The organism is Gottfriedia acidiceleris (assembly GCF_023115465.1).
Taxonomy (GTDB): domain Bacteria; phylum Bacillota; class Bacilli; order Bacillales; family Bacillaceae_G; genus Gottfriedia; species Gottfriedia acidiceleris_B.
The window spans coordinates 4316695-4343278 of the sequence record NZ_CP096034.1; the positions used below are offsets into that span (position 1 = coordinate 4316695).

The window sequence follows — 26584 nt, forward strand, 5'->3', positions numbered from 1 at the left end:
AAAGTCCGAACTTCAGTCGTTTGATCGAACTTTCCTACACGTTTAGGAGTAAATATAAATGAAAAAAATCTACAACTAAAGTTGTAGATTTCAAACTGATAAATGTTCCGTTTCTTTATTACTACGATCTTGATTCATTTTTTGATAAACTTTAATATTTTGATAAACTAATTCAAGTAACTTAGCAGTTATCCCCTTTTTCTTTGCAAGTTCTAGTAAATACCCTTGCAAATGATCCCCCTCTACTAATGACCATTTTTCCATATCCCTTTGCAAAGAGGACTTCATATCATATCCAAGAGCATCAATTGATTTCATATGCTCATCTACGATAGTTTCAGAAATCGGTGCATCATGAGATCTCATAATATTAGCGCACTCTTCAAATAATTCACGGATAGTTGCTCTTCCGCCATCACTCTCCCTAATTGGACCAATTGGGGCACGCATAAGAGACGTAACACCAGACATTACAGTAATAAATAAATATTTATGCCACATATCTCGTTCAATCTGCTTACTAAGGACAAAGTCAGCTTTTGAACCGGTAAATGCATCAGCAATTTTTTTAATACGGTCAGTTTCTATGCTTAAGAATTCACCAAATACAAGTCTAGCAGCTTTACTTGTTTGTACAACTTCCCCGACTTCATTCAAAGTAGTTTCGATAAAACATAAACCGCCTATAACCTTTTCGTCACCAAATGCCTGCTTTATGGGATTTAGATGAGCAATACCATTCAAAAGAGGTAAAACAACAGTTTGATCACCTACGAACGGTTTTACATCCAAAATAGCGTCGCTTAAATGATATGACTTAGTCGAGAAAAGCACGATGTCAAAAATCTCGGCAGGACTCTCTGCAGTAATTAGATTTGGTTGAAATGAAAAGTTACCATTCACACTACGGATGACTAAACCATTTTCCTCTAGCTGTTTTTTCCGATTAGCTCGTACAAGAAATGTAACATCTTCTCCCTTTTCTACTAAGCGACCTCCAAAATAGCCGCCAATTCCTCCAGCTCCTAATACAAGAATTCGCATAACACTCTTCCTTTCTATTAAAAATAAACTTCTGTAACTTACTAATGTCTATTTCAAAATCCCATTTCGTACTGCATATAGTGCCAATTGAGTTCGATCTTGAAGCTGAGTCTTGGCTAAAATATTTGAAACATGGGTTTTTACAGTTTTTTCTGTAATAAATAAAGATGCTGCAATTTCTTTATTACTCTTTCCCCTCGTAATTTCCTTCAATACATCCATTTCTCGCTTAGTTAATTTGTCTTGAAATGAATCATCATTCTTCGTTTCTATCTTCCCAGTTAAAGCAGAAACTAATTGCGTTGTAACCTTAGAATGAAACTGTTTTTCCCCATCGTGTATCTTTCGGATCGCGGAAACGAGCTCATCTGGGTCACTATCCTTTAAATAATATCCCGCTGCACCTGCTTCAATTGCAGGTAAAATATGATCTTGATCATAAAAACTAGTTAAAATCATTACTTTAACTGCTAAGCCCTCTATTTTTATTCTTTTGGTGGCTTCAATTCCATCTAGAACTGGCATCGCTAAATCCATGATGACAATATCAGGTCTTAGCTGTTTTACTAAGCTTAATGCCTCTTCTCCGTTCGATGCTTCCCCAATAACCTCAATATCATCTTGCGTATTTAAGAAGAAAATAAGTCCTCTCCTAACTACATGATGATCATCAGCAATTAATATTTTAATAGACATAAAACTCTCCTTCTTAAAAAGGGATATTCGTCGTAATTTTTGTTCCTTTATTCAAATCACTTTCAACTAGAAACGACCCTTTTAACGATTCCACTCTTTCCTTCATGCTTTTCAAACCTAATGTTGGAATTTGTACATCCTTTGGACAGATAAAACCGACACCTTGATCTCGAATCGTCATCTTTACTTTCTTTGTACTGATTGATAACTGTAAATATATTGTATTTTGTCCTGAATGTTTTCTACAATTATTAAACGCTTCCTGACCTACGCGCCATAACGTTTCTTCTATTTTAGAAGGTAATATCGTTGTTCCTTTTACATTACTAATTACTTTTAGCCCTAACATCTCACCATAGTTAATTAATGCACTAACTATTCCTTTTTCAATACCTTGTGGTCTAAGCTGCCATATTAATGCTTTCATTTCTGCTTGTGCTTCTTGGGCAATTTGTTGAATATGATTAAATGTATCCTTTGATTTCACATTGTCGGATACATTTGCACCTGCTTTAGCAGTTACATTAATGGAAAACAATAATTGACTAACTGAGTCGTGTAAGTCCTTTGCAAGACGATTTCTTTCTTGAATCAGCTCAAACTCTTTTACCTTTTCTGTTAATTGAATTCGTTTAATTGCTGTTCCAATTTGCAACGCAACTGCGCCTAGTAAATTCAATTCTTCCTGATCAAATTTTAATTTATTAGCAGCAGCAACATTTAATAAACCAAAAGATTCTTCACCTGCTTGCAGTGGTACAGTCGCATGATGAGTGACACCATTTGTTTCTCCCCAATTATGAATCATTGAGTCTTCTAACCTCTTACATTCCATAATGTTTGATGCCTTATTAAGTCTTCCGGTATTATATTTATCTACACACCAACAATCTCCATTGCACATTGGCTTAGCTTCTTCATTCATAAGAGCTGGAGGTAACTCATGAGAAGCGACTAATTCGAAGCCCCTATTTTTATCAATTAAAAAAATCCATCCTGTATCTAGACCAGTAACTTGAACTAATTTGGCTAAGGCACAATTGAGGGTACTGTGCAAATCAGTACCCTCGTTTAATATTTCAGCAATTTCTTTTAATACTTGTAGCTCTAAAAGAAATGATTCTTTTTTCATACTTATGTTAATTCCTTCATTCGACGATCAAGTTGTTCAAGCACCATCGGCCACGCTTGCTCGTGTTGGTCTCTTGATAATTCATCTGGGAATCCTGCATGTGTCAATCTAATAACTGCTGCTCCACCTTCATTTGTTGAAAACTCAACAGTCACTACAGTCTCCGTTTTTGATCCAGAAGTGAACCAAGTTATCTCAACAAGTTGATTGTGCTCAAGCTTTAAAAAGCGACCATAATGTGGATGACGTTTATCCTCAAAATGCGTCTCAAAGAAAAAGACAGAATTAACTTCAGCCTTCATAATCACTGAACCAGGCGCAGCAAACCAATCACCAAACCTTTTTGTCCAAGCTTCATACAACACATCTATAGAATTTTCCATTACTCGTTCTACGGTGAGACTATGTGGTCTACTTGATAAATCTGGATAACTTATAATATTCATATGAATTCCTCCAAAAGTTTAATAGTTATTCATTTTCATTAATGATAGCTAGCATTTGGTGATCTTCCCATTTCCCATTTATACGTACATTTTTCTTGGCAATTCCCTCTTTGTGGAAACCCGCCTTTTCTAATACTCTTATTGAACCAATGTTATGAGGCATTACACCCGCTTCAATGCGATGTAATTTTAATTCATTAAAGGCATATTCTACAACTAACTTTACAGCTTCAGTTGTATATCCTTTACCATTTTCTTGTTCATCTAAAGAATAACCAACAAAACAACTTTGTAAATCTCCTCTTAACACCTCTGCAAGCATCGTAAAGCCTATAAAAGCCTCTGTTTCCTTTAAAAAGATACCAAAGCCATAATACAAATCATTGTCGCTTTTCTCTTTATATGACTTAATACGATCTTGCTGAGCTTCCAAAGTATAGAAACTCTCGTCTTTTATATATGTAAAAGGTTTAAAAAACTCTCTATTTCGAACTTCATATGATAAAAAATCCTCTGCATCTGCAACGTCTAAATGTCTTAAATATATAGTATTACCAACTAATTTCATTTGTTTCCTACACTCCCTAATTTCCCTGCTTTTCCTGACTCATTAAACGCCTGTTGCCCATATTATTCTTGGATCAATCTTACGGACTAGACGATACGCAATCGGTTTAAAACCATTTTTTGGCCAGAATCTCGAGGATTCTAAATTCGTTATTCTCCAATCTGTTTCGCAAAGTTTATAGCCTTCTTTGTCAGCATAAGTAAGTCCATGCTTTAATAAGGCCGTATTAACACCCATCCCGCGAGAAGATTCGACTGTTGCTCCGACTACTAAACTAATGCAGGATTCAGGTGTTAATAAATTCTCATCAGATGTTGCCGATGATTCAAATACTTGGAAACCTACAATCTCATTTTGATAGATCGCTAACCATAACATTGCCGCTTCATCATTAATAATTTCTGCGTAACCTTCCTGGTAGTCATCTCTTTCTTCAATAAACCCTGGTGCAAATACCGGTGACTTCGCTTGGTGTTCCATAATTACAGTTGCTAATTCACGTATTCGTTTTTCATCTTCACTAGTAGCCACTCGAATCTGAATATCTTCAAATACTTTGTCCGACGAAACTGTCAAATCACGTATACCATGAACCTGCTCATAGGCAAATCCTAAATGAAGCCAAGCATCTAAAGTGGACTTATTTCCACTTGGTACCATTACATAATGATTAAACGAACCAAGCTCTACCATTTTATTGGCAAACTCTGTATATAATCCACGATATAATTCTTCATCTTCACTTTCTGCTATAGCCATTCCTGCATATTTAATCCAAGTATGACGTTCTCGATTTTTATCTGTTTGAATTGCGCCAATCATGTAGCCAACTAACTCGGAACCATTCATCGCAGCAATACCGAAACTATTCTTTTCATTAAATAGCGCCTCAATAGCTTTCTTAGCATACGTAGCCTCTTCAAATTTAGATGGTAATTCAGGGTTTATCCTTCGGTCATACATATGCCGGATAGCCAAAAGACTAGCCGCTTCATCTAAGTGTATATTTTCGAACGCGATAAATTTCATAGCAAACCTCCTTGCAACTTTTACAAGTTAAACTACTGAACAATTCTATTATTTTAATTATCTCTTCATTCACTCATTACTAGTTCCATAAAAAGAGCATTACTTCCTGCTTATAGCCGGATAATGCTCTCTTTCATCTAGTAAAATTCAACAACAATCCCATGTGTATAGAACATAGTAAAATCCTTTTTTAACAAATCCTCTTTTTTAATAAAGAAGTTCAACTGAATCTCTAACAGTAGACTCATAATTAAATCATATCAATTTTCTTAAAATTAACAATTTAATTTAATTAAAAATAAAAACCACTGTTTATGTACAGTGGTTAAATAATGATTGCTTAATGAAATTCTAAAAACTCGACTCTATTTCCAAACGGATCATTTACAAAAAATCGAGTTCGACCTTCTATTGGTGGTTCCTGTTTAATTTCAAAGTTAAGTTGAAGAAGATGCTCTCTTAATGCCTCTATGTTTGTAACAATTAAACCGGGATGAGCTTTTTTAGGTGCTATAAAATCTTCTTGAATACTAATATGAATTTCTTGATTACCACAAATAAACCAGCATCCACCTCGGCCTTTTAAATTTTCCGGCTTTGGCAATTCCCTCATACCTAAAACTTCATTATAAAATTTTCTAGCTTCGTCCTCTCCACCCCTTGGACAAACTAATTGAATATGATCAATTCCTTTTACTTCAAATGACAATGATCACACCTCTCCCATTATAAAAAGTTTATATCTTTAGATTACCAGAACTAATTAATAAGAAAAGCATTACTTCTATAGAAGTAACGCTTTTCCCAATATTCTTACATATTATACTAGCTTTAAACCATTTGTAATAAGATTCTTTAAAGAATCCTCTTTTCTTAATGCTTCCAATTCAGCTTTAAGTGGCTCAACAATTTGCTCTAATTTAGCATTAACTGTTGCAATTTCAAGTAATTCTAAACGTAATAACCAATCACTTTGGTGTTCACGATTAAGCTCATTATGCACAGCAATTAATTTAGAAATACAGTCATCACAGAATGTATTCTTTTCTCTAATTACTCTAACTTCTTTATATAATTTTTCTAATTCAGTTAATGGGGCTGGTGTTTCCATTACGAACTCTACTTCTTTAATTGAATCACTAAAGTAAGAAGTTGGGTCAGCTGCACCAGGGTATGCTGATTCAACTCGAGAACCAACTGCCATATCAAAAGTTCCCCACTCTTTTTTGAATAATTCTTTTCCTTCGTAAGTAACAGTGCAGTCTTCAAATGAGATTAATGCAACTTTGTCTTCATTCTTAATAATATTCACAACTCTACCGGAAGCGCTTACATTGCTTAAGAATTCTAAATCAACAAAGTTCCCTACGACAATACCTAAATTTTTAAGTGCAGCATCGTCACATTCTTCTAATTCTATATTTCCTTTTAGAAGTCCAATAGGTGTACCAAATCCTTTAGCATGGTAGTCTTTTCCGTGACCTTCTAATTGCTTATTATTTATTGAAAGTGCTGTTTCGCCAGTTGTATTAACGTAAATTGCTTCACCGTTTTCATCTTTTAAGATTGCATGAACAATACCAGTTACACTTAATCCAGAATTTAATTCAAATGTAGCAACGCTTTTCGATTTAAGAGCTTTATCTAAGCTTTCTGTACCGCCTACACGGAATGCCATAGTGCTCGCTAATTCTTCAGCACCTTGCATTAATTCATCAAAATCTTTGCATACGAATAATTGTGCTTGCATTTCAGTTATATTTTTCGGTTGTAATGTAGAAGCTTCAATAGAAAAAGGAAGTCTTTCAACTGCATCTGTAAAGCAATGTGTGCTTTCACCTACTGATGATAATAAACCAGCACCGTAAATTTTTGGATTATCTAATTCACCAATTAGACCATATTCAACTGTTCTCCAGAATACGCGTGAAATTTTTTCAGCTTCTGAAATTCCAACTATTGCTTTTTGTCTTTCTTCAACTAATTTTTGTGCGGCAGCTTTTTCTTCAGGTGTCGATTTTGGATCTTCCATTACAATCGTTAAATTTCTAACTGCTTCAAATAATTCTTGTTTTTCTTTTGTAGCAAATGCTTTTGCACCAATTGAACCAATTTTTTGTACGTATTCTCTAAATACAGGATCAAAAAGAATAGGCGCGTGTCCTGCAGCTTCATGAATAATATCTGGAGCAGGTGTATATTCTATATTCGTGATTTGTCTAATTTCAGTTGCGATTGGTAAAATACCATTTGCTAAAAGTTCAAAAAATGCAGCGCCTGGAATTAATCCATTTACGATTCCTGCTCCCCAACCAATTTTTGAAAGACACTCGTTCATTTCAGCTACGTTTGGAATTTTTTCCGTTTCAATTCCTGACATCTTAAGTCCATCGACAAATGCAGAATGTGCTCTATCTTTTAATGCATGATGATTTTGTCTCATTACATAGCGCCATACAGCATGATCAATTGGCGTGTAAAGATCATAATTTTGTTCCGATAAGTATTGCTTCAAATGAGGTGGTATTATTTTTGTTTCAAAAGCTGCTTCTTTCATGTCATCAATTCCCCTTTTTAAAAATTATTTCACTTAAAAATCTATTACTCTACTTTCTTAAAAATACCCGTTCTATCTATATCTTGCTAAAAGCTTTTTTTGAGCATTTTTAAGCAAGTTTCCATCATTTAACCATTTCTACTTTTTCCAAATTACTCCTTCTTTCTACAAAATCTTTTTTTATTCGGTATTTATAGTCGTAATCAACCAAGCACATCACTCCTTTCAAAGCTAAAAAAGTGTAAATTATTTTGTTCACTACATTTGTAGCTTATTCCGTCACATCTTCTATACATGCACACAGGATTTTTTCACATAAAAAAATCCCTACTGTTTGCACAGTAGGGACGAACTTTAAATTCGCGGTACCACCCTAGTTATTAGCTGTTTTACTAAAACTTACTAATATCTTCATTTCATAACGGCTCTTCACCGTCTTCCCCTCACAATTCGTTTCGAAGAAGATGCTCGTGGATTGTAATTCATGTTGTTTTATGTACTGATTTGCACCAACCATCAGCTCTCTGTTACAGGGAAAACTTCACTACTTTAATTCCATTCATTGCTCATTATTTAATTAAATTATTTTCTTAAAATAAAAAAGTCCCTACTGTTTGCACAGTAGGGACGAAATAGTCTTTTTCGCGGTACCACCCTAAATTATTAGTAATAAAAACAATACTAATATCTTCATTTCATAACGGCTCTTCACCGTCTTCCCCTCACAATTCGTTTCGAGGAAGATGCTCTAGGATCGTAATTCATGTGTTCTATGTACTGGTTTGCAGCAACCACCAGCTCTCTGTTACAGGGAAAACTCCACTACTAAAATTCCTATCATTGCTTTTCGTGATTCAATTAATACATACTTTATTCCTATTTTTCGTAAATGTCAATACTTATAATTTTTTATTTCTCATGAGATTTTTATTATTTAGAAATAATTATAACCATGTTCTTTAGAAATATATGATCGGAAATCACCAATTAACCACATAAACTAATTTAGGAACTCATATTCTCAATTTATATAAAAACAATATAGTTACCCACTCTCTCTTTACTGTATAAACAATGATTTTTTAAAGAGTATTTAGAGTTAATGATTCCCCCACTGGAGTTTCAATCAATTTTAAAAAGTTATATTTAATTTTTAATATATATCTTATTCTAAAATTGGTCGCAAAAAACATAGTTATATCAATATATTTTTCCCTAGCACATTCTCTAATAAATGATTCTTTTTTCTTTGTATAAGTTTGACGATCATTTTGATATTCCTTAGCGAGAATCTTTAATTGAAGTACTTCCAACATATTCCATACAAATTATTTTTTTGGTATAGCGGATAGAATTTTCCCTTTTTCTTCTTCAAATTGTAGTTCCCAATTAGGATCATCATTTTTAATCAAGACATTTGGTTTTGTCACGTTTATACGTCTTCCTCATTAAATTATTTTCTAAACAAAAAGTTTTACCGTTATATTTGTACATATTGACAATCTTCTTATATAAAATATAATTAATTTATAATATGTTAACTTAAAAAATAAAATAAGTTAACATAAAGAGAGGGAGATTTAGTAATGCAACAAGAAAGATTAAAAATGCTTATTAATTCAGCTTTATTTGCAGCAATTATTGGTATTCTATCTCAAATATCTATTCCTTTGCCCTTTTCTCCTGTTCCAATTACAGGACAAACATTAGCAATTGGCTTAGCGGCTACGATTTTAGGTAAGAAATACGGAACAATCTCGTTACTTCTTTATTTAGCACTTGGCGCAATCGGAATACCAGTTTTCGCAGGTGGTGCTGCGGGGTTTGGCGTACTATTCGGTTCAACAGGTGGTTATTTAATTGGATTTATTCCAACTATTTTCATCATCGCTTACTATATTGAAAAAACTAAGTTCACAGTCTTAAATGCAATGATTGCAAACACAATCGGTATGTTTGTAACGTTAGTATTTGGTACTGTGTGGTTAAAAATTGCAGCTTCTCTAAGCTGGCACGATGCGATGGCTTTCGGTTTTTATCCTTTCATTATTCTTGGATTAGTTAAAGCCTATGTAGCATCTGCATTAGGTGTTATTATTGGTAAACGTTTAGCAAAAGCTAATTTATTAAAACGTGATGAAATTTCAGCGTAGTACAAAAAGAGCTCACTCTTATGATGTGAGCTCTTTCAGTGTGTGGACAAAGTACAAAAAACTTGATTTTCAGACTGATTGCAAGCGCTTGTCTTTCGAGGTGCGAAGCCTGGTGAGGAGCGGAGTTACCCTAGACAGTAATGAGCACAGCAGACAGGCGAAGCAACGAAGAAAGCGAGCGTTTATCAACAGTCTGAAAGGTAATTTCATTGAACATCAACAGCTTTAACGACTGATCGATCTCCTTTTTGTTGGACTGTAACAATATACTTAGATCCGCCTTGATTGTATCTGTCCATTTGGCTTTCAGGAATGTAAAAACGACTTAGATTATGATTGATTACAATTTCTTCTTCTTTTCCAGTATATGTGTATTGAATAGTTGCTTTAATGTATTTTGAATGCTTTGGACGATGATCCGTTACATAATCTAATTGATAAATATCATTTTGTCCCTTTTGAAAGACAATATAAACTTTTTCCCCTTCTTTCGGCGTATCTTTACCTTTCCAATCCTTCATTGTTATTGAGTCAAAATCATACGATAAGGCTGCATAATGTCCTAATAAAGGTTCCACTGGATCCAAACTTTCAGATTTTATTTTAAACGTATCGGCTGAATGCTTAAAGTACATAATGTTGCCAAGTAAAGCTAGTAATAAAATAAACTGAATGATTGAAAGCAAAAGTAATTTCTTCTTATTTTGCATGTTCATCACCTCTTGCTTTTTTCGATTGGGTATAGACGAAATATAATACTACTGCAAGGATAATAAACACGATTGATTTACTTATAAATGAAATGGCAAATCCTGTATAAATTCCAATTACTAGTGAGGCAAATGTTATAAAACCAATAATAATGCTTCCTTTTTCCTGGCCTAATACACCTTTAAATAAACGTATACATGAATAGGAAAATAATATTAATACGCCTACAATCATATTGGCTAATTGATCTTGTATTCCTAATATTGGTAATACGAATATAAATAAGAAGATCCAAAGATAATTATTAAACGATATTTTGTCCTTCCACTTCTTGTACACGGTATAGATTGCTAGTAAAAGGATTAATAGAATGATCGTATCAAATAGTGGCACTGCAATCGGCTTTAAAAATCCATGTGAAAATTCCTTTTGCAACTCATGAATTACATCATAAGATCCTCCAAATAATGAAGTGAAATACGTGAATAGCCATATAAATATAGTAAATACAGGTAATAAAACATAATTAATAATCCCACGTTCGTTTAAATACCAAAGAATAAACACTACTAAAATAATTGGCATCATATATTGGCGGTCTGAAAATGTCTGGAAAAACATAATGACAATATACCCTAGAAATGTGTAATTAAAGCTAGCATTCCACCGATTCTTCATTATTGTTAATAAATAAACTGAGCAAAGTAACAATGGAATTTGAAGAAGGTAAACATGTGCCGTTTCTATTCCAGCACTATAGCTCAAACTAAAAAATCCGATTCCCAAGAAAAGATAATAAAACATGTTATGCTTTAACACATAATAATAAAGGAATGCGAGCATTGTCCAAGTGATCAAAAATACTGGACTATCACTAGTAAACTGATACATTTGTACAATCAAAACAAATGCACATGCATACCCAATTACATTAATAAAGTTTAAACAATTCCCAAACAATTCTTTCCCCTTATGATAGCTTATAAATGCAACTGCATGGAAAACTAATAGTGTGACAAAAATAATGACTAATCTCATAGTTTGGCTAAATTCGTTCCAGTTACTGCCCACTAGCGCTAAAATTGAAAATGCTACAAGTAATGCAATTAAAAATGGTACAATATCTCCTAAAAAAGTTTGCTTTTCAGCTTTAGCTCGGTGCCTTTCATACTCAAGTATTCGGTTTAATGAAGCTTCATCTAGTAAGTTATGCTTGTGCCATTCTTTTAGCTTTTGATCTAATTTACTCATGTAATCCCCCCTTTTAGTAGCAGTTTATAAAACTACTTCCATTACTATTATAATTTCTCAATAAAACATAAATTACCTCTAAATCTAAAATTTAAGAAGAATATGTTTAATCAAACGTTTGTTTAATTTATAAGGTTTCCCACTAAGAGCTTAATAATATAGCTTTGTATTGTTCATATTGTCCACTTGCTCTTAATATGATAGTCTATTCATAAATTCTAACAATTTAATTGCATTTAGATTTACATATAGATTCTATTGTACATACAGCTTTCATATAAGGGTGTTTTTTACTGTTTAAAATCATGATTGTAGAAGATGATGAAAAAATTCGTAAAATCGTCTCGGAAACAATACGGAAATGGCAGTATGAGGTAATTGAAGTAACAAAGTTTGATCAAATACGATTAGAAGTTGAAAATACTCAACCTCATCTTTGAATTTTTTTAATACCACGCTATAAGCTTTTTAGAACCCTAGGCCTAGCCTAGAATTTTCGTTTCCACAATAAAAACAGCCCTATTTCTAGGGCTTTTTCATGATCCTTTAAACAGGATAAACACCATGCTTTTTCGTAGCAGGGGTTTCATATGATTCTGAGTAATAAGCAAAACGCTTAATTAGCTCTGTACGTAGCTCTTCTGGTTGAATGACTACATCTACTACTAGCTCAGATGCTAAGCGGTAAATATCGATATCTTCAGCATACTCTTTACGTTTTTCTTGGATAAAGGCAGCTTGTTCTTCTTTTGGTAAGCTTGCAATTTTCTTTGCATACACTGCATTTACTGCTGCTTCAGGACCCATTACAGCGATTTGAGCTGATGGGAATGCAATAACACAGTCTGTTTCAAATGCAGGGCCTGCCATTGCGTAAAGTCCAGCACCGTATGCTTTACGAACGATAACTGAGATTTTTGGAACAGATGCATTACTCATGCTATAAAGCATTTTTGCACCATGGCGGATAATTCCTGCACGCTCTACTTTTGTACCAATCATAAAACCAGGTACGTCCATTAAGAATAATAAAGGAATATGGTAAGCATCACATAAATTAATAAATTTAGCTGCTTTATCCGCTGAATCATGGAATAATACGCCACCTTTAACTCTCGGTTGGTTAGCGATAATCCCTACGCTACGTCCATCTAATCTAGCAAAACCAGTCACTAGTTCAGGTGCAAATAGCTTTTTAATTTCAAAGAATGAATCTTCATCAACTACTCGGTCGATAAATTCATAAATAGAAAACGGTACGTTTTGATTGCTTGGTATAATTTCTGCTAAAGACTTCTCTTTTTGAACAGGATTTTTAGCCTCAACAACAGGAGCCCCTTGCTTGAAATTAGTTGGTAAATAAGATAAATAATCTTTTAACTTAGCAATCGCTTCTTCTTCTGACTCACACAATACATCTCCGCAACCTGAAACTGAACAGTGCATTCTAGCTCCACCCATTTCTTCGAGTGTAACTTTTTCACCAATAACCATTTCAGCCATACGAGGTGAACCTAAGTACATTGAAGAATTACCTTCAACCATAAATACAGAATCACAGAATGCAGGAATATAAGCTCCACCTGCAGCCGAAGGTCCAAATAATAAGCAGATTTGAGGTACTTGTCCTGATAGCTTAATTTGGTTGTGGAATATACGTCCAGCACCACGTCTACCTGGGAACATAAATACTTGATCGGTAATACGTGCTCCTGCAGAGTCCACTAAATAAATTAAAGGTACAAGCATTTTTAAACATGTTTCTTGAATGCGGATGATTTTTTCTACTGTTTTTTCGCCCCATGAACCTGCTTTTACAGTTGAATCATTCGCCATTACACATACAGTACGGCCATTAATTTTACCGATTCCTGTTACGATGCCATCTGCTGGAAATTCGTCATTCATACAGTTCGCAAAGAAACCATCTTCCACAAAACTGTCTTTATCTAAAAGTTGGTTAATTCTTTCTCTTGCAAAGAGCTTACCAATTTTGGAATTGCTCTCATGATATTTTTCTTTCCCACCAGAAAGTATTTGTTCTTTTCGAGCTTGATATGTTGCTTCGTTTGACATGCAATTACTCTCCTTTATATTGCGGCTTACGCTTTTCTTGAAATGCTACTAAACCTTCCATACGGTCATTTGTATGCAGTAAAGTTTCATATTCATAAGTTTCTAATCTTAGACCTAAATCTAAAGGAAGATCGAAACCGCGTTGAATCGCCTTTTTTGCTGCACGGATTGCAAGAGGACCTTTACTTGCGATCGTTTCACATATTTCAAGCGCCTGATTTTGTAATTCATCTATTTCAACAACATGTTCTAGAATGCCGTAGCCTTCAGCTTCTAGTGCATTTAAACGTTTGCCAGTAAAGATTAGTTCCTTTGCTCTTCCAAGTCCAATTAAACGTGGAAGTCTTTGTGTACCACCAGCACCTGGAATAATCGCTAAAGATGTTTCTGGTAAACCAACGATTGCTTCTTTATGTGCAATTCTTAAATCACATGCTAAAGCAAGTTCAAGTCCTCCACCTAGGGCAACTCCATTGATTGCTGCTATTGTTGGCATAGGTAATCTTTCAACTTTTTCAAAAAGTGTCCCGATTTTTTCAACAGTTTCTCGAGCCTCACTCTCAGTCATGCCTCTTCTTTCTTTTAAATCAGCACCACTACAGAAGTAAGATGATCCGCTACCAGTAAATATGACAGCACGTACAGATGATTTTTTTAACTCATCCATTTGGCTATGAAGAGCATCTAGTAACTCACGTGATAATGAATTAGCCGCATTTGTACGATTTAATGTAAGAATTCTAATATGACCGATATCACTTACTAATAAACTTGATTCCATTTAAATACTCTCCTTTGAACCATTCCATACGGAAAATAGCTTACTAACTGGTGTTAAGTTCATTTGTTCAGAGATATATGAAGTAGCTTGATGAAGTTTCTTTTCATCTACATTAGTTGTAATACCTAAATTATGAAGTAATGAAACAACATCTTCAGTAGCTACATTTCCACTAGCTCCTGGTGCATATGGACAACCACCTAGTCCACCATTTGAAGAATCAAATTTTTCAATTCCAAATAATAAAGAAGTATAAAGATTTGCAACAGCACGACCATATGTATCATGGAAATGCATAGCAATTCGATTAACTGGTACTTCTTTAACTAGATATTCTAAAAATTGATTTACCTGAAGTGGATTAGCAATTCCAATTGTGTCGCCTAAGGAAATTTCATCTACTCCACATTCAAGTAATTCGTTTGCAAGTTTGATCACCTTCACCTGGTCTACAGCACCCTCATACGGGCAACCAAATACAGTCGAAATATATGCTCTAGTAGTCTTTTTATTATTTTTACATTCTGTAATCATTGAGCGAATATCGCTCATTGAATGATCGATACTCGCGTTTTTATTTTTTAAATTATGTGTTTCGCTAGCAGAGACAAAGAAATTAATTTCATCTGCATCTACTTCAAATGCACTCATTAACCCTCTTTTATTAGGAACAAGAGCTGCATAAGTAACCCCATCTTTTTTCCTAAGCCTCGTAAATAGATCTACCGAGTCACTTAATTGAGGAATCCAGTCTGGTCTCACAAACGAAGAAACTTCAATATAAGACAAACCACTCTCTACTAATAAATTGATCCACTCAAGCTTCTTTTCAGTAGTAACAAACTGTTTTTCATTTTGCAAACCATCACGTGGACCTACTTCTCTTATAAAAGCCGATTGAGGTAGCTTCATCACTACTAACTCCTAACCTAATTTTTCAACTTGAATTAAAGAATCGCCCTCGTTTACAAAATCGCCTTCGTTAACGAACACATTTACGACTTTACATTTATAAGGAGCAGCATGCGGAATTTCCATTTTCATAGACTCTAAGATTACATAATCTTGATCACTACTAATTTCGTCCCCTACCGATACAAGACATTTCCATACGCTTCCAGCCATCATTGCAGTTAAGTTTTCCATATCTAATTACCTCATTTCACTTTTTGATATTCACTAATAAAGCTCGTTGTATAATCGCCTTCTTGGAATGCATTCGTTGATAGAATATCAATCAAAAACGGCAGATTTGTTTTAATCCCTTCAATTTCTACCTTTTTAAGATAATTGTGCAGCTGAATTACTGCTTCTTTTCTTGTATTAGCCGTAACAATCACTTTTGCTAATAGTGGATCATAAAATGGTGATACAACCCACCCATCATAAAGATGCGTATCTATACGTACACCAATCTCCTCTGGAAAATTACAGTGTTGAACTGTTCCTGGTGATGGGAAGAAAGTTTTAGGATCCTCAGCATAAACCCTTACTTCAATAGAGTGACCATTCATTTCTAAATGAGTTGGACGAATTGGAAGTGTTTCACCAAATGTGATACGGAACTGCCATTCAACTAGATCAATTCCTGTAATTCCTTCCGTTACACCGTGCTCAACTTGTAATCTAGTATTCATTTCTAAAAAATATATATTTTCTTTTTCATCAACTAAAAATTCAATTGTTCCCACGTTTACATATTTCATTTGATTAGCAATCGTAAGGGCATATTCTTCAAGTTTCTTTCTACCTTGTGTAGAAAGGAACGGTGATGGTGCCTCCTCAACTACTTTTTGGTTTCTTCTTTGAATTGAACAATCTCTTTCAAATAAGAAAACAGCGTTGCCATGAGAATCAGCAGCGATTTGTGCTTCAATATGTCTCGGTTTAATAATCGCTTTTTCAATGAATACATCATCATTCGCAAAAAATTGAAGTGCTCTTGTTTGCGTTGTTAAAAATTCTTTTTCTAGCTGTACTTCGTTTTCGATTAACTTCATACCGATTCCGCCACCACCGCTAGAAGCTTTTAACATAACAGGATAGCCAATTTGTTCTGCTATTTCTCTTGCTTCTTCAACTGATTGAATTGGGTGAGAGTTTCCTTTAATTAATGGAATGTTTAATTGCTCCATTATTTGTCTAGCTCTAATTTTTTCGCCCATCATCTCTAAATGCTCTGGCTTAGGACCAACAAATAAAATGCCCGCTTCTTTACATTTTCTAGCAAAATCACTATTTTCTGATAAGAAGCCATATCCAGGATGAATTGCTGTTACATTATTTTCTTTTGCAATTTTTATAATTAAATCAGCGTTTAAATACGTATCTTTTGTATGATTCCCTTTTAAAGAAAAAGCTTCATCACTTAACTTAACATGCAAACTTTCTTTATCAGCATCTGAATAAACTGCCACAGTTTGATAACGAAGCTTTTTACATGTTTCGATAATTCTACATGCGATTTCCCCGCGGTTTGCAATAAGTATTTTGATCATATTCTCTCTCCTTATCGGCATCCTAATTGACGAGCAATTACTATACGTTGAATTTCTGATGTACCTTCACCAATTTCAAGTAACTTAGCATCACGAACTAAACGCTCGATGCCATACTCTTTCATATAGCCATATCCACCATGGATTTGTAACGATTCATTCGCAATTTTGGAAGCGATTTCAGATGCGTATAACTTAGCGAATGCCGCTTCTTTCGTAAACGGTTTTCCATTGTCTTTTAACCATGCAGCTTTGTGCACCATATTTCTTGCTAACTCAATTCCCATTGCCATATCAGCTAATTTAAACTGAATAGCTTGGAAACTTGATAAAGGTTGGTTAAATTGTTTACGTTCTTTTGCATATACTAATGCTTTGTCAAAAGCCTTTTGTGCAATACCTACAGCAAGTGCTGCAATTGAAATTCTACCACCATCTAATGTATATAAGAATTGGCCAAAACCTTTATCAGGATTGCCAAGAATATTTTCTTTTGGAACACGTACTCCATCTAAAACAATTTGAGTTGTATTAGAAGCACGAACACCCATCTTGTCATAAGGATCTGTAATTGTTAATCCTTCTGAGTCAGTTGGAACGATAAACGCACATATATTTTTCTTTCCTTTTTCATCAATAGAAGTATAAGCTGTTACGATAATTGTGTTAGAATACTGAGCGTTTGTAATCCAGCACTTTTCACCTGTAATCACATACTCATCACCTTCTAAAACTGCTTTTGTTTGTGTTCCACCAGCATCAGAACCCGCATTTGGCTCAGTTAAACCGAAAGCTCCAAGAGTTTTTCCTTGCGCCATTGGAATTAAGTATTTTTGCTTTTGTTCCTCTGTACCAAAATAGTAAATTGGAGAAGCGCCTAATGAACATGTTGCAGCAAAGCTTAACCCTGTTCCTCCACATGCACGCCCTATTTCCTCTACAGCTAACGCATAACTAATTGTATCGCCACCACTACCGCCATATTCTTCAGGGAACGGAATTCCTAATAAACCTAATTCACCCATTTTTTTGAACGTTTCAATTGGGAATTTGCTATCACGATCAAGTTCCTCTGCAAAAGGCTCAATTTCCTTCGCTGCGAAATCTCGTACCATTTCTTGAATCATTTGCTGTTCTTTAGATAATAAAAAATCCATGTGTTAGTCACTCTCCTTTTAATATTTAGGTACGTTTTAAAAAACGTAAGAATGTCTCCAACTGCAGCAAAAAGCAGTGGAGTCTCCTATTTCATGTATAAGAAATAAATATTTTAGTCTTACAATTGATAATATTCGATATTTTCTACCATTTTCCTTTAATCTATGTTCGACAAATTGAGACAAGAGAGGAAATGTTAGGAAAAGTGGGGAGATCGTGGGGATGTAGTTGAACTACTGTTAAATGGTGGGGTACAATTATGTCTCATAGAGCTGCAAATAAGAAGCTCATGAATGCAAATAAATATGGCAAATCTGCAATTAAAAACATTAAAACCGCAATTAAATTCGTTAATATTGCAATTAAGATGAAAAGGTACGCATAAGGTATTACACACTAAAAATCGCACAACAGTTGATCTTTTCAAATGGAAAATTAGCATACTTTCTCTAATTCTGTTTAACTAAAAATGAAAAGTGCGTTCGAGATTCCTACTGTTTTTGTTACCTCAGATTATACAATAATAACTTGCTACCTTCTTATTCAAAAAATAAAAAAGACACACCCCTAAGTACAGAGATATGTCCTTCTCGATTAATTATTGATAGCTAATAATATTTTACCAGTACTTTGTCTGCTTTCGATTAATCTATGGGCACTAACCACATCTTCTAATGAAAAATAATGTCCTATCTTTATACTTAAAAGCCCTTACTTGTTTTGCCGTTTCCCACAATAACACTGGTCGTTCTTTCCTTGTCGTACCTAAACTAAAGCCAAGAACGGATCGACAGCTCGAATGTAATTCGCTAGTTTTAAAATGGCCAACTCCACCACTTGAATTTGTCTTCAACTAATAGCCCCCTTTCATTATTAAATCTCCCTTTACTATTAATTTTTTATTAAGGTAGATTTCACCTGGAAATATGGCTACACTATAATTGTGAATTTTTTCACATTATTTCAAATGTAATTTTTCATTATGCATACCTTTACATATAAAAAAGTTACAAATCATTCCTTTAATGGAACAATAACAGAACTCATTATATACTTTTGTCCACTACTATTTTTCTGGACAACTAAAACTTCATAGGAGCCAGCCTCTTTTGTAGAACTAATAGCAGAGTATTTAAAGGATAAAGTATTGCCCCTTTCTTTAAATATAGGGACTTCTGTGATACTAAAACCATTTAACTTTTTATATGCGGAATTTATTTCAAATTGTGATTTTTGTGAATTTGCCCTACTAAAATTAGCATTCATTTCAAATTTGAAATTCCCCTCACCTGTGCTATAACTATCCAAATACCATCGATAATCATTTTCAATATTATTTACTAAATCAATTAACTCAAAATGGTAATCGCCTGTTTTTAATTTTAGAAGTCTACCATTATGGTTACCTAATTCGATATTATTAAAGAACTTTACATATTCATGCAATTCAAATATAAAAATACCATTATCATGAATTGATGTATCAATCACTTTTGTATTTTTACTAACTAATACATTATCACGAAATAATCTAACATATGTAATTGGTTCTTTTTTGTAATTATCGTAGAAATATAGAGTTATTCTTTTGGTAGTCTCATTTTTATTAAAGAATAAATAATTTTTTTCTTTTTTACTTGATCCTTCTAATTTAGCAACAGCAGAAAGTACGGGATAATTAGAGTGTTTTTTATATTTTTGCGAGTTACACGCTGTATGTGCTGCAATGAGTGCAATGAGTGTAATGATTAGTATAAATAAACAAAGTTGTTTTTTCAAAAGAATTCCTCATTTCTTTTGCCTTAATTGAGAATGGGCTATTTGCGAGGATATCTAAAAAACCATTTATATGTTCCATCACTATCTTTTGCACTACTGTATAAAGTCTTTTTTGAGCCAAGTAAAGGTTTGTATGTGTATTTGTATTTTTCTAACTTAATTTTATTGGCTCTCCATAATTCATAGATATAACCTTTTTGTGAATTAAATTCTACAGTTGATGTTTTTCCCCAACTCTTACCAAATGTGCCACCTAGATTTGCTTCTGCAATTTTTTTAATTCCAAACTCAGTAGAACCAGAAAGTGTATAAGTCGAATTTGAACTAGTAGACAATGTTACTTTTGCTTGTGTATTTATTGCTTCAAATGCATCTTTATCCCACCCATGATATTTATATGCATAGGAATAATAATTCCACTTTTTTTCTTTCCAAGGACCAAAAAATTCAAAACTGCCAAATTCACTAGTCGATCCATACGTAACACTAGGGCGACTATTTGAAGGAGTATGTGCTGCCAAAGCAGATATTGAGCCGAATGTAATAAAAAAGATTCCACATGACAAAATTAAACCAACTGTTTTTTTCTTAATCTGTTTCATTTAATCACCTCCTTTTACATTTATTTCGGTATGCTTTAGTAATATTTAACAAAAAGTTTTGGATAATTTCTTACATATGTTATTTAAACAAACAGATCTATACGATTATTTACATTAGCTAAGGAAAATTTAGAATACAACTGATTATTACTTCGTTTAAATGAGTACTTTAAAACGTACTGAACTATTAGATATACAAAAAAGGGCATCAATCCATCAAATAACGATGTAATAGACGCCCCATTACTTATTTATTATTTATTAACTAACATACTCAAATGTTTAGCAGCCGATTTAATATCTTCTTTCCCTAATATCGCAGAAACAACCGCAACACCATCAATATTTGTTTCGATTAATTCTGAAACATTTTCTTCATTAATACCACCGATACCTACGATTGGAATTTTTATTGTTTTGCGTATGTTTTGTAATTCGTCTAGCGTTATATATTTTGCATCCAATTTTGTACTTGTTGGGTATACCGAGCCAATTCCCACATAATCTGCACCTTGTTCCTGTGCAAGCATTGCTTCTTCTAATGTTGTAGCAGAAACGCCAATGACCATGTCTTCTCCAACAATCTTTCTAGCTACGGTTAAAGGTAAGTCTTCTTGTCCAATATGTAAGCCATCTGCTTTAATCGCCAAAGCGATATCTAAACGGTCATTAATAATCAATGGAACATTATATTTTGAAGTGACTTCTTTTACTTGCGTAGCAATTTTGTAAAAATCTAGACTACTACAATTTTTTTCTCTTATTTGTACGATTGTTGTTCCACCTTTAATTGCTTCCTCAACAGATTGAATTAAATCCCTTGATCCTAATACATCTCGATCCGTTACTAAATAAAGCTTATAATCTATTTTACTTTTTGTTATAGCCATTCGATTTTCCCTCCTGTTAGAAGTGTATCAACAGAAGCTTTAGATACCTCATCAAATAAGTTTACTTTAAATGTACCGATTCCTTGCCCTTCAGTTAGGCGAGCCTTAGCAAGCTCTCCACATATGCCCATTGTAGTAATACCGGAAACAGCTGCAAGGAAATAATCAGTCGTTGCACCAGCATAAGTTCCAATTAATGATGTACTCATACATCCAGTTCCAGTTACATCAGCTAGCATTTTATCTCCATTTGAAATGGTACATACTCGGTCTTGTTCTGCAATAATATCTACCGCACCTGTAATTGCAACTACTGAGCCTAATTTCGCTGATAGAGATTTCGCAATATCAACGCCGTCCTCTTCTCCAGCCACAGAATCAACACCTTTAATTTGAACATTTAAACCTGCAATCATTTTAATTTCTGACATATTTCCACGAACTACTGCAAAACGTACTTCTTTCAATAATTTAGCAGTTGTTTCTGTACGTAGAGTTGTTGCTCCTACACCAACAGGATCTAATATAACTGGTACACCTAATTGATTAGCCTTTTTACCAGCTTTAACCATTGATTGAATAGTTCTTTCATTTAATGTTCCAATATTAATAACAAGAGCTGATGCAAAAGATACCATTTCTTCTACTTCGGCTAAATCATCTGCCATAACTGGTGATCCACCTAGAGCTAACACCATATTTGCACAGTCATTTACAGTTACATAATTTGTAATATGATGAACTAAAGGCTTTTTCTCTTTTACACTTTCAAGAATTTGACTCATTTCATTCATAGTTAACATTTTTTTCTCCCCCAATTTGCTTTGGAACAAGCTTATTAATAACATGCTGAACAACTATATAAATGACACAAATTAAAATCATACTTGGAACAGTAGCTCCAAGGAAGAAGTCTAATTGTACAAACTTACGATAAATAAAAACGCCTAAAATCCATGTAATAAACGCGACCCAATCAATCTTCAACGCTTTACTTATACTTGTTCTTTTTAGAATAAAATAGTCCGTTAATAAAATTGCATATAACGGTGCAAAAAAAGAACCAATTGTATATAAAAACCCTTCATACTTCTCAATAGGGAAAATAACAGCCAATAATGTTCCAATCGCTGTAACGATAAGTGCGATATGTTTTCCATTTAGCTTTGGAAAAATGGTTGTAACTGATATTCCGGCAGAGTAAGCATCCATGAAAGTCGTTGTAACAGTCGCTAAGACGACGATTCCAACTGCAAATAATCCTAGATTTGCACTCATTAAAACAGCAACCGGGTCTATTTGATTAAATGCTAATGCTGCGCCTAATCCAATAATATACATCCAAGAGCTACCAAACATATAACCTATAAAACTACCAATTGCACCATCCTTTGTTGACTTCGCAAATCGAGTATAATCACTAATTAATGGAATCCACGATAATGGCATAATTACCGATATTTCAACGGCTTTACCAAAAGATAACCCAGAAGTGCTTGGTTGAGTTAGGATTTTATCACTTTTAAAAATGACAAAACAAAGTACAATTGTTAAAACAAATAATAAACAAACGGCTAAACTATTTAGTTTTTTTGAAGCATTTTGTCCAAAGTACAACCAGATCGCGATTAATACTCCAATTACTAAACACCAAACCCATAGATGGTCAAACCGATAATCTTTTATTGCAACTAAATTGATTGAACGAGCTCCTGTTAAAATCATAATTGCTGTCCAGCCTAGTAACTGTAAAACATTTAAAATTGAAAACAAATAGCTACCATAGCTACCAAATGAAATTTTTGTAGATTCCATGGCTGACAATCTTTGCTGAGAACCAATGACACCGCCTAAAATAAGCAGTAATGTTCCAAGTAAATGCCCTACTAAAATGGCCGTCAAACCTTTCTTAAAACCTAGTGGTGCTACTAGGGCACCAGTCATAATTTCTGCTACAGAAACTGCCGCTCCAAACCAAAGTGTTGTAAAGTTCCACTTCGTCATTTTTGCATTTTGATTAGACATATAGAACTCCTGCCTTTTCATACAATGAGTAGAAATGATGTACAGGACCTACCCCTTTACCAATTGAAAAGGAATGTTGGATTGCTAATGTTATATAATTTTTAGCTTCTCGTATTGCCTCATTTACCTCAAGTTCGTTTGCTAAATTAGATGTAATGGCTGAAGATAAAGTACAACCAGTACCGTGGGTATGAATTGTATTAATTCTAACGCTATTAAAGCTTGTAAATTCCTCGCCATTAAAACAAATATCGGTAGCTTCACCCTCCAGATGACCACCTTTTACAAGGACGTTTTTAGCACCTAATGAATGAATTTGAATAGCAGCTTCTTTCATCTCTTCAATCGTTGTAATTTTTCTTCCAGTAATAACTTCTGCTTCAGGAAGATTTGGCGTAATAACAGTTGCTAACGGAATCAACTCTTGAATTAAAGCCTCCTTTGCATCTGGACTTAATAAGTCAAATCCGCTTTTTGAAACCATAACTGGATCAACTACGATTTGCTTTGGTTTATATTGCTTTAGTTTCTCAGCAATTACTTTAATCGTCTTTATTTGAGATACCATTCCAATTTTTACAGCATCGACTTCAATATCAGTAAAAATTGCATCTATCTGATTAGCAATAATCTCTGGTGTCATATCTTGTACTGCAAACACCCCTTGCGTATTTTGAGCTGTTACTGCTGTAATTACACTCATACCAAAAACCTGATGAGCTGAAAACGTCTTTAAATCCGCTTGAATACCTGCACCACCACTTGAATCTGAGCCTGCTATGGTTAATACTTTCTTCAATTCTCTTCCCCCTATTCCATGAATAGAACTCTTTGATCTTACAGATAGAAGATGAAACTTGATTTTAAATACAAAAAAGCACAAATCCCATAAGGACTTGTGCTCGAACAAATCAATGTTAAGAATACAAATATGTATTCTACCGTTCACTTTCCTACGCTGGCATTATCCAGATCAGGTTAAAGGGTCAAAGACTTATGTGTCCTAATCTCAGCCGAACATTTACGGCACCCCTAGTACTATTCAATTATTTATGTTGATTACTTTTTCATCATAATGAATCCTTCTAATATATTCAAGTATTTAGATTGGAATTATTAAGAATAACCTCTCATCGTACTAGATGAGAGGCTATCAATTTATTATTTTAAATCTTTAACTTCTTTTAATACACTTTCTAATTCGTCACCAGCTTGGTTAAGTGTATCTGCATTCAATGGAGATACCTTTACTCCTGCTTCAATAATATGAAGTGGCGTTTCAACTTTTTCATAAAGTGCTTTGTCTTTATCTTTTACCGAGTCTTCAAATTTTTCCCATGACTTTTCAAGGGCTTCTCCGCTATCTTTTGCCTTTGCTTCATCATTATTTGAGATTTGTGTTTTTAATTCTGAAATCGTTTTGATCATATCATCAGAACCAGTTTTAATTGCATCGTCTGTTTTCGTACCACATGCAGATAAAGTTAAAGATAGTCCCAAAGCCATTGCTGCGATAAGTTTTTTATTAGATAACATTTTTAGTTCCCCCTGAATTTCCAGCACTTTTTTTATTTTTTTTATTTGAGAATCTATAATAAATAACGGTAATACAAGCTATTAGCAATAAAATCATTTGGGGTATAAAGCTCTCCCAAGTTGAATAAATTGCAAAGAAATCAATTGTAGGAATAGGAGCCTGGGTTGCTGGAAGTAATCCAGAAAGTTGTAAACCATGAATACCCATGCCGGCAAATTTAAAGCATAAATAAAACATTAATATACTTGAGACAAGGAAAAACGGTCTCATTGGAATTTTTAGGCCAACCTTTAAGATTAAGTAGCTCAGTATTGCTAAAATTGCAAATCCTAAGCCAATCCCTATTAATAAAGTTGATAGTTTAATTGAAGAGGCCATTCCAATAAAGAATAATACAGTTTCAGTTCCCTCACGGAAAACTGCTAAAAACGCAAGAATTGATAAAGATAATAAACTACCTGTATTTAATGCTTTATCACTCTTAGTTTTTATATATTGTTGCCATTGCTTCGTATTCGATTTGCTATGTAACCAATAACTCATATATAAGAGCATGACAGCAGCAAATACTCCAGTCCAGCCCGCGATTAAGAAGTTATTACTTCCAAATGCACCTGCTGAGAATAAAATGTTTACAATAACACCTAGTATGATACTGACACCTAATCCAGCACCAACACCAAACCAGATCCACTTACTTTTCTTTTCTTGTCCAGACTTTTTAATAAAACCTAGTAATGCTACAACTACTAGTAATGCTTCTAAGCCTTCTCTAAGTAAAATTGTTATAGCATCTAACATTGTATAACTAGTTTTAGACGCTAATGGTAATAGATAATTACGCATATCTGTAATTGTTTTCGTAGCCGCTTTCACATCAGGTGTCTTAGCAGTTAGCATTGCATAAGATGTAACCATGTCTCTTTCAGCGTCAGTGTACACTGTTTGAGATTGTGTTAATACAACACCTTCAATATTGATCCAAGATTTTCTAAATTGATCGATCTCTGAAGTTGCTCCTGATACATTATTATCTTTTAAATCTGCTAAAGCTTTGTTTAATATTTCGATTAAATCTTCTACACTACCTGTACTTTTTGAATCTAATTTCGAACTAGCGAACTGATGAGAAATGAACTTTTCATTTACCTCTTCTAATTCTTTAAGTGCAGTAACGAGTGCATTTTGATTCACTGTTTTTTGTGCTAGGTTATACTGAACCATTCCCATAGCTTCCTCGATTTTGCCATACGCTTCAATCGATTTATTTTTTATTCCATCCTCTTTATCAAGCCACTCGTCGTTGAATTTTTTATATTCCTGCTCTGCAGATTTAAAATCTCCTTTTTGTGCAGATTGGATTGCACTTTCTACAAAAGAATTTGCATGTGTTAAATCCTCTTCAGGGCTTGCAGCAAAGGTTTTAAACGGTAAAACTAATATTAGTAAAGCTGTTAAAGTTACTTTAATAAGAGCCTGCTTCATCGTTGATTTTCCCCTTAAATATAAATGATAATCATTATCACCTCTTGATAATAAAGGTATTTCGAGTTATAGTCAATTATTTTTTTATTAACTATTTTTAATTTTTAGGTTAACATTCGACAAACAAAGAAAGCTGAGGAAAATTTCCTCAGCTTTTTAATGATTA

The 26584-nt window shown here is 33.8% G+C and carries 27 protein-coding genes, 1 pseudogene, 1 riboswitch and 2 other annotated features; of the genes and pseudogenes, 2 read left to right on the forward strand and 26 right to left on the reverse strand.

Annotation, left to right across the window (positions count from 1 at the left end; genetic code table 11):
• Positions 1-90: 90 nt before the first annotated feature.
• The 9 genes from MY490_RS20385 to MY490_RS20425 all read right to left on the reverse strand — a co-directional run bounded on the left by MY490_RS20385 (position 91) and on the right by MY490_RS20425 (position 8902).
• Complete coding sequence (locus MY490_RS20385; RefSeq protein ID WP_248267280.1) at positions 91-1044, reverse strand: ketopantoate reductase family protein; 954 nt, start codon at positions 1042-1044, stop codon at positions 91-93.
• A 48-nt stretch (positions 1045-1092) separates the two neighbouring features.
• The gene (locus MY490_RS20390) at positions 1093-1740 is read right to left on the reverse strand and encodes a response regulator (protein ID WP_248267281.1); all 648 of its coding nucleotides are present in this window, start codon (positions 1738-1740) and stop codon (positions 1093-1095) included.
• Between the two features lie 13 nt (positions 1741-1753).
• The gene (locus MY490_RS20395) at positions 1754-2872 is read right to left on the reverse strand and encodes a GAF domain-containing sensor histidine kinase (RefSeq protein ID WP_248267282.1); all 1119 of its coding nucleotides are present in this window, start codon (positions 2870-2872) and stop codon (positions 1754-1756) included.
• Between the two features lie 2 nt (positions 2873-2874).
• Positions 2875-3318, reverse strand: a complete 444-nt coding sequence (locus MY490_RS20400) for an SRPBCC family protein (RefSeq protein ID WP_248267283.1) — start codon at positions 3316-3318, stop codon at positions 2875-2877.
• A gap of 25 nt (positions 3319-3343) precedes the next feature.
• A complete protein-coding gene (locus MY490_RS20405) occupies positions 3344-3886 on the reverse strand; it encodes a GNAT family N-acetyltransferase (protein ID WP_248267284.1) in 543 nt (180 codons plus the stop codon).
• A gap of 42 nt (positions 3887-3928) precedes the next feature.
• A complete protein-coding gene (locus tag MY490_RS20410) occupies positions 3929-4915 on the reverse strand; it encodes a GNAT family N-acetyltransferase (RefSeq protein WP_248267285.1) in 987 nt (328 codons plus the stop codon).
• Between the two features lie 340 nt (positions 4916-5255).
• Complete coding sequence (locus MY490_RS20415) at positions 5256-5624, reverse strand: VOC family protein (RefSeq protein ID WP_248267286.1); 369 nt, start codon at positions 5622-5624, stop codon at positions 5256-5258.
• Positions 5625-5735: 111 nt separating this feature from the next.
• Complete coding sequence (locus MY490_RS20420) at positions 5736-7472, reverse strand: aromatic amino acid hydroxylase (protein ID WP_248267287.1); 1737 nt, start codon at positions 7470-7472, stop codon at positions 5736-5738.
• A gap of 340 nt (positions 7473-7812) precedes the next feature.
• Positions 7813-8044, reverse strand: a binding site (T-box leader).
• Positions 8045-8092: 48 nt separating this feature from the next.
• Positions 8093-8322: a binding site (T-box leader), on the reverse strand.
• Between the two features lie 478 nt (positions 8323-8800).
• On the reverse strand, positions 8801-8902 hold the full coding sequence (locus MY490_RS20425) for a GrpB family protein (RefSeq protein ID WP_248267288.1): 102 nt from the start codon (positions 8900-8902) through the stop codon (positions 8801-8803).
• A gap of 156 nt (positions 8903-9058) precedes the next feature.
• Here MY490_RS20425 and MY490_RS20430 point away from each other — a divergent pair, with 156 nt between their 5' ends.
• Positions 9059-9625 carry a biotin transporter BioY gene (locus MY490_RS20430; RefSeq protein ID WP_248267289.1) on the forward strand — a complete coding sequence of 189 codons (567 nt, stop codon included), beginning with the start codon at positions 9059-9061 and terminating at the stop codon, positions 9623-9625.
• Positions 9626-9831: 206 nt separating this feature from the next.
• On the opposite strand, the gene MY490_RS20435 is transcribed toward MY490_RS20430, so the two are convergent.
• From MY490_RS20435 to MY490_RS20470, 8 genes are all read right to left on the reverse strand, one after another.
• Positions 9832-10335 carry a GDYXXLXY domain-containing protein gene (locus tag MY490_RS20435; RefSeq protein ID WP_248267290.1) on the reverse strand — a complete coding sequence of 168 codons (504 nt, stop codon included), beginning with the start codon at positions 10333-10335 and terminating at the stop codon, positions 9832-9834.
• On the reverse strand, positions 10325-11587 hold the full coding sequence (locus MY490_RS20440) for a DUF2157 domain-containing protein (protein WP_248267291.1): 1263 nt from the start codon (positions 11585-11587) through the stop codon (positions 10325-10327). The genes MY490_RS20435 and MY490_RS20440 overlap by 11 nt, the downstream gene beginning before the upstream one ends.
• 546 nt (positions 11588-12133) lie before the next feature.
• Complete coding sequence (locus MY490_RS20445) at positions 12134-13663, reverse strand: acyl-CoA carboxylase subunit beta (RefSeq protein WP_049819698.1); 1530 nt, start codon at positions 13661-13663, stop codon at positions 12134-12136.
• A gap of 4 nt (positions 13664-13667) precedes the next feature.
• Positions 13668-14444 (reverse strand): enoyl-CoA hydratase-related protein, encoded by a 777-nt coding sequence (locus MY490_RS20450; RefSeq protein WP_248267292.1) that lies wholly within the window; start codon positions 14442-14444, stop codon positions 13668-13670.
• On the reverse strand, positions 14445-15356 hold the full coding sequence (locus tag MY490_RS20455) for a hydroxymethylglutaryl-CoA lyase (RefSeq protein WP_248267293.1): 912 nt from the start codon (positions 15354-15356) through the stop codon (positions 14445-14447).
• Positions 15357-15368: 12 nt separating this feature from the next.
• A complete protein-coding gene (locus MY490_RS20460) occupies positions 15369-15590 on the reverse strand; it encodes an acetyl-CoA carboxylase biotin carboxyl carrier protein subunit (RefSeq protein WP_025568303.1) in 222 nt (73 codons plus the stop codon).
• Positions 15591-15601: 11 nt separating this feature from the next.
• Positions 15602-16942: an acetyl-CoA carboxylase biotin carboxylase subunit gene (locus tag MY490_RS20465; protein ID WP_248267294.1), complete on the reverse strand. Its 1341-nt coding sequence runs from the start codon at positions 16940-16942 to the stop codon at positions 15602-15604.
• Positions 16943-16953: 11 nt separating this feature from the next.
• On the reverse strand, positions 16954-18099 hold the full coding sequence (locus MY490_RS20470) for an acyl-CoA dehydrogenase family protein (RefSeq protein ID WP_248267295.1): 1146 nt from the start codon (positions 18097-18099) through the stop codon (positions 16954-16956).
• Positions 18100-18359: 260 nt separating this feature from the next.
• On the opposite strand from MY490_RS20470, the gene MY490_RS22215 reads away from it, so the two are divergent.
• A complete protein-coding gene (locus tag MY490_RS22215; RefSeq protein ID WP_282439822.1) occupies positions 18360-18485 on the forward strand; it encodes a hypothetical protein in 126 nt (41 codons plus the stop codon).
• A 209-nt stretch (positions 18486-18694) separates the two neighbouring features.
• Here the strand turns inward: MY490_RS22215 and MY490_RS20475 are convergent.
• The 9 genes and pseudogenes from MY490_RS20475 to MY490_RS20515 form a co-directional block, all read right to left on the reverse strand.
• Positions 18695-18944 (reverse strand): annotated as a pseudogene (locus tag MY490_RS20475) (zinc-binding dehydrogenase); the annotation flags it as partial.
• 170 nt (positions 18945-19114) lie between these two features.
• Entirely contained in the window at positions 19115-19879 is a 765-nt protein-coding gene (locus tag MY490_RS20480) for a hypothetical protein (protein ID WP_248267296.1), read from the reverse strand.
• 38 nt (positions 19880-19917) lie between these two features.
• Positions 19918-20481: a hypothetical protein gene (locus MY490_RS20485; protein WP_248267297.1), complete on the reverse strand. Its 564-nt coding sequence runs from the start codon at positions 20479-20481 to the stop codon at positions 19918-19920.
• A gap of 254 nt (positions 20482-20735) precedes the next feature.
• On the reverse strand, positions 20736-21371 hold the full coding sequence (thiE, locus tag MY490_RS20490) for a thiamine phosphate synthase (protein ID WP_248267298.1): 636 nt from the start codon (positions 21369-21371) through the stop codon (positions 20736-20738).
• Positions 21362-22174, reverse strand: coding sequence for a hydroxyethylthiazole kinase (gene thiM, locus MY490_RS20495; RefSeq protein ID WP_248267299.1), 813 nt, complete (start codon positions 22172-22174; stop codon positions 21362-21364). Before thiM ends, thiE begins: the two co-directional genes overlap by 10 nt.
• Positions 22158-23396 carry a putative hydroxymethylpyrimidine transporter CytX gene (gene cytX / locus MY490_RS20500; protein ID WP_248267300.1) on the reverse strand — a complete coding sequence of 413 codons (1239 nt, stop codon included), beginning with the start codon at positions 23394-23396 and terminating at the stop codon, positions 22158-22160. Before cytX ends, thiM begins: the two co-directional genes overlap by 17 nt.
• Positions 23389-24195 carry a bifunctional hydroxymethylpyrimidine kinase/phosphomethylpyrimidine kinase gene (gene thiD / locus MY490_RS20505; RefSeq protein WP_248267301.1) on the reverse strand — a complete coding sequence of 269 codons (807 nt, stop codon included), beginning with the start codon at positions 24193-24195 and terminating at the stop codon, positions 23389-23391. Before thiD ends, cytX begins: the two co-directional genes overlap by 8 nt.
• Positions 24196-24329: 134 nt before the next feature.
• Positions 24330-24440, reverse strand: a riboswitch (TPP riboswitch).
• A gap of 117 nt (positions 24441-24557) precedes the next feature.
• On the reverse strand, positions 24558-24932 hold the full coding sequence (locus MY490_RS20510; RefSeq protein ID WP_248267302.1) for a DUF4363 family protein: 375 nt from the start codon (positions 24930-24932) through the stop codon (positions 24558-24560).
• Positions 24922-26418 (reverse strand): FTR1 family iron permease, encoded by a 1497-nt coding sequence (locus MY490_RS20515; protein ID WP_248267303.1) that lies wholly within the window; start codon positions 26416-26418, stop codon positions 24922-24924. Before MY490_RS20515 ends, MY490_RS20510 begins: the two co-directional genes overlap by 11 nt.
• Between the last annotated feature and the right edge of the window lie 166 nt (positions 26419-26584).

Excerpts from the sequence above, each read along its gene's own strand:
- cytX (WP_248267300.1), bottom strand. The coding sequence starts at position 23,396 with ATGTCTAATCAAAATGCAAAAATGACGAAGTGGAACTTTACAACACTT.
- MY490_RS20430 (WP_248267289.1), top strand. The coding sequence starts at position 9,059 with ATGCAACAAGAAAGATTAAAAATGCTTATTAATTCAGCTTTATTTGCA.
- MY490_RS20445 (WP_049819698.1), bottom strand. The coding sequence starts at position 13,663 with ATGTCAAACGAAGCAACATATCAAGCTCGAAAAGAACAAATACTTTCT.
- MY490_RS20385 (WP_248267280.1), bottom strand. The coding sequence starts at position 1,044 with ATGCGAATTCTTGTATTAGGAGCTGGAGGAATTGGCGGCTATTTTGGA.
- MY490_RS20395 (WP_248267282.1), bottom strand. The coding sequence starts at position 2,872 with ATGAAAAAAGAATCATTTCTTTTAGAGCTACAAGTATTAAAAGAAATT.
- MY490_RS20455 (WP_248267293.1), bottom strand. The coding sequence starts at position 15,356 with ATGAAGCTACCTCAATCGGCTTTTATAAGAGAAGTAGGTCCACGTGAT.
- MY490_RS20485 (WP_248267297.1), bottom strand. The coding sequence starts at position 20,481 with ATGAAACAGATTAAGAAAAAAACAGTTGGTTTAATTTTGTCATGTGGA.
- MY490_RS20515 (WP_248267303.1), bottom strand. The coding sequence starts at position 26,418 with ATGAAGCAGGCTCTTATTAAAGTAACTTTAACAGCTTTACTAATATTA.
- MY490_RS20390 (WP_248267281.1), bottom strand. The coding sequence starts at position 1,740 with ATGTCTATTAAAATATTAATTGCTGATGATCATCATGTAGTTAGGAGA.
- MY490_RS20510 (WP_248267302.1), bottom strand. The coding sequence starts at position 24,932 with ATGTTATCTAATAAAAAACTTATCGCAGCAATGGCTTTGGGACTATCT.
- thiE (WP_248267298.1), bottom strand. The coding sequence starts at position 21,371 with ATGGCTATAACAAAAAGTAAAATAGATTATAAGCTTTATTTAGTAACG.
- MY490_RS20460 (WP_025568303.1), bottom strand. The coding sequence starts at position 15,590 with ATGGAAAACTTAACTGCAATGATGGCTGGAAGCGTATGGAAATGTCTT.
- MY490_RS20420 (WP_248267287.1), bottom strand. The coding sequence starts at position 7,472 with ATGAAAGAAGCAGCTTTTGAAACAAAAATAATACCACCTCATTTGAAG.
- MY490_RS20440 (WP_248267291.1), bottom strand. The coding sequence starts at position 11,587 with ATGAGTAAATTAGATCAAAAGCTAAAAGAATGGCACAAGCATAACTTA.
- MY490_RS20400 (WP_248267283.1), bottom strand. The coding sequence starts at position 3,318 with ATGAATATTATAAGTTATCCAGATTTATCAAGTAGACCACATAGTCTC.
- MY490_RS22215 (WP_282439822.1), top strand. The coding sequence starts at position 18,360 with ATGTCTCATAGAGCTGCAAATAAGAAGCTCATGAATGCAAATAAATAT.
- MY490_RS20405 (WP_248267284.1), bottom strand. The coding sequence starts at position 3,886 with ATGAAATTAGTTGGTAATACTATATATTTAAGACATTTAGACGTTGCA.
- MY490_RS20435 (WP_248267290.1), bottom strand. The coding sequence starts at position 10,335 with ATGCAAAATAAGAAGAAATTACTTTTGCTTTCAATCATTCAGTTTATT.
- MY490_RS20465 (WP_248267294.1), bottom strand. The coding sequence starts at position 16,942 with ATGATCAAAATACTTATTGCAAACCGCGGGGAAATCGCATGTAGAATT.
- MY490_RS20450 (WP_248267292.1), bottom strand. The coding sequence starts at position 14,444 with ATGGAATCAAGTTTATTAGTAAGTGATATCGGTCATATTAGAATTCTT.
- MY490_RS20410 (WP_248267285.1), bottom strand. The coding sequence starts at position 4,915 with ATGAAATTTATCGCGTTCGAAAATATACACTTAGATGAAGCGGCTAGT.
- MY490_RS20470 (WP_248267295.1), bottom strand. The coding sequence starts at position 18,099 with ATGGATTTTTTATTATCTAAAGAACAGCAAATGATTCAAGAAATGGTA.
- thiM (WP_248267299.1), bottom strand. The coding sequence starts at position 22,174 with ATGTTAACTATGAATGAAATGAGTCAAATTCTTGAAAGTGTAAAAGAG.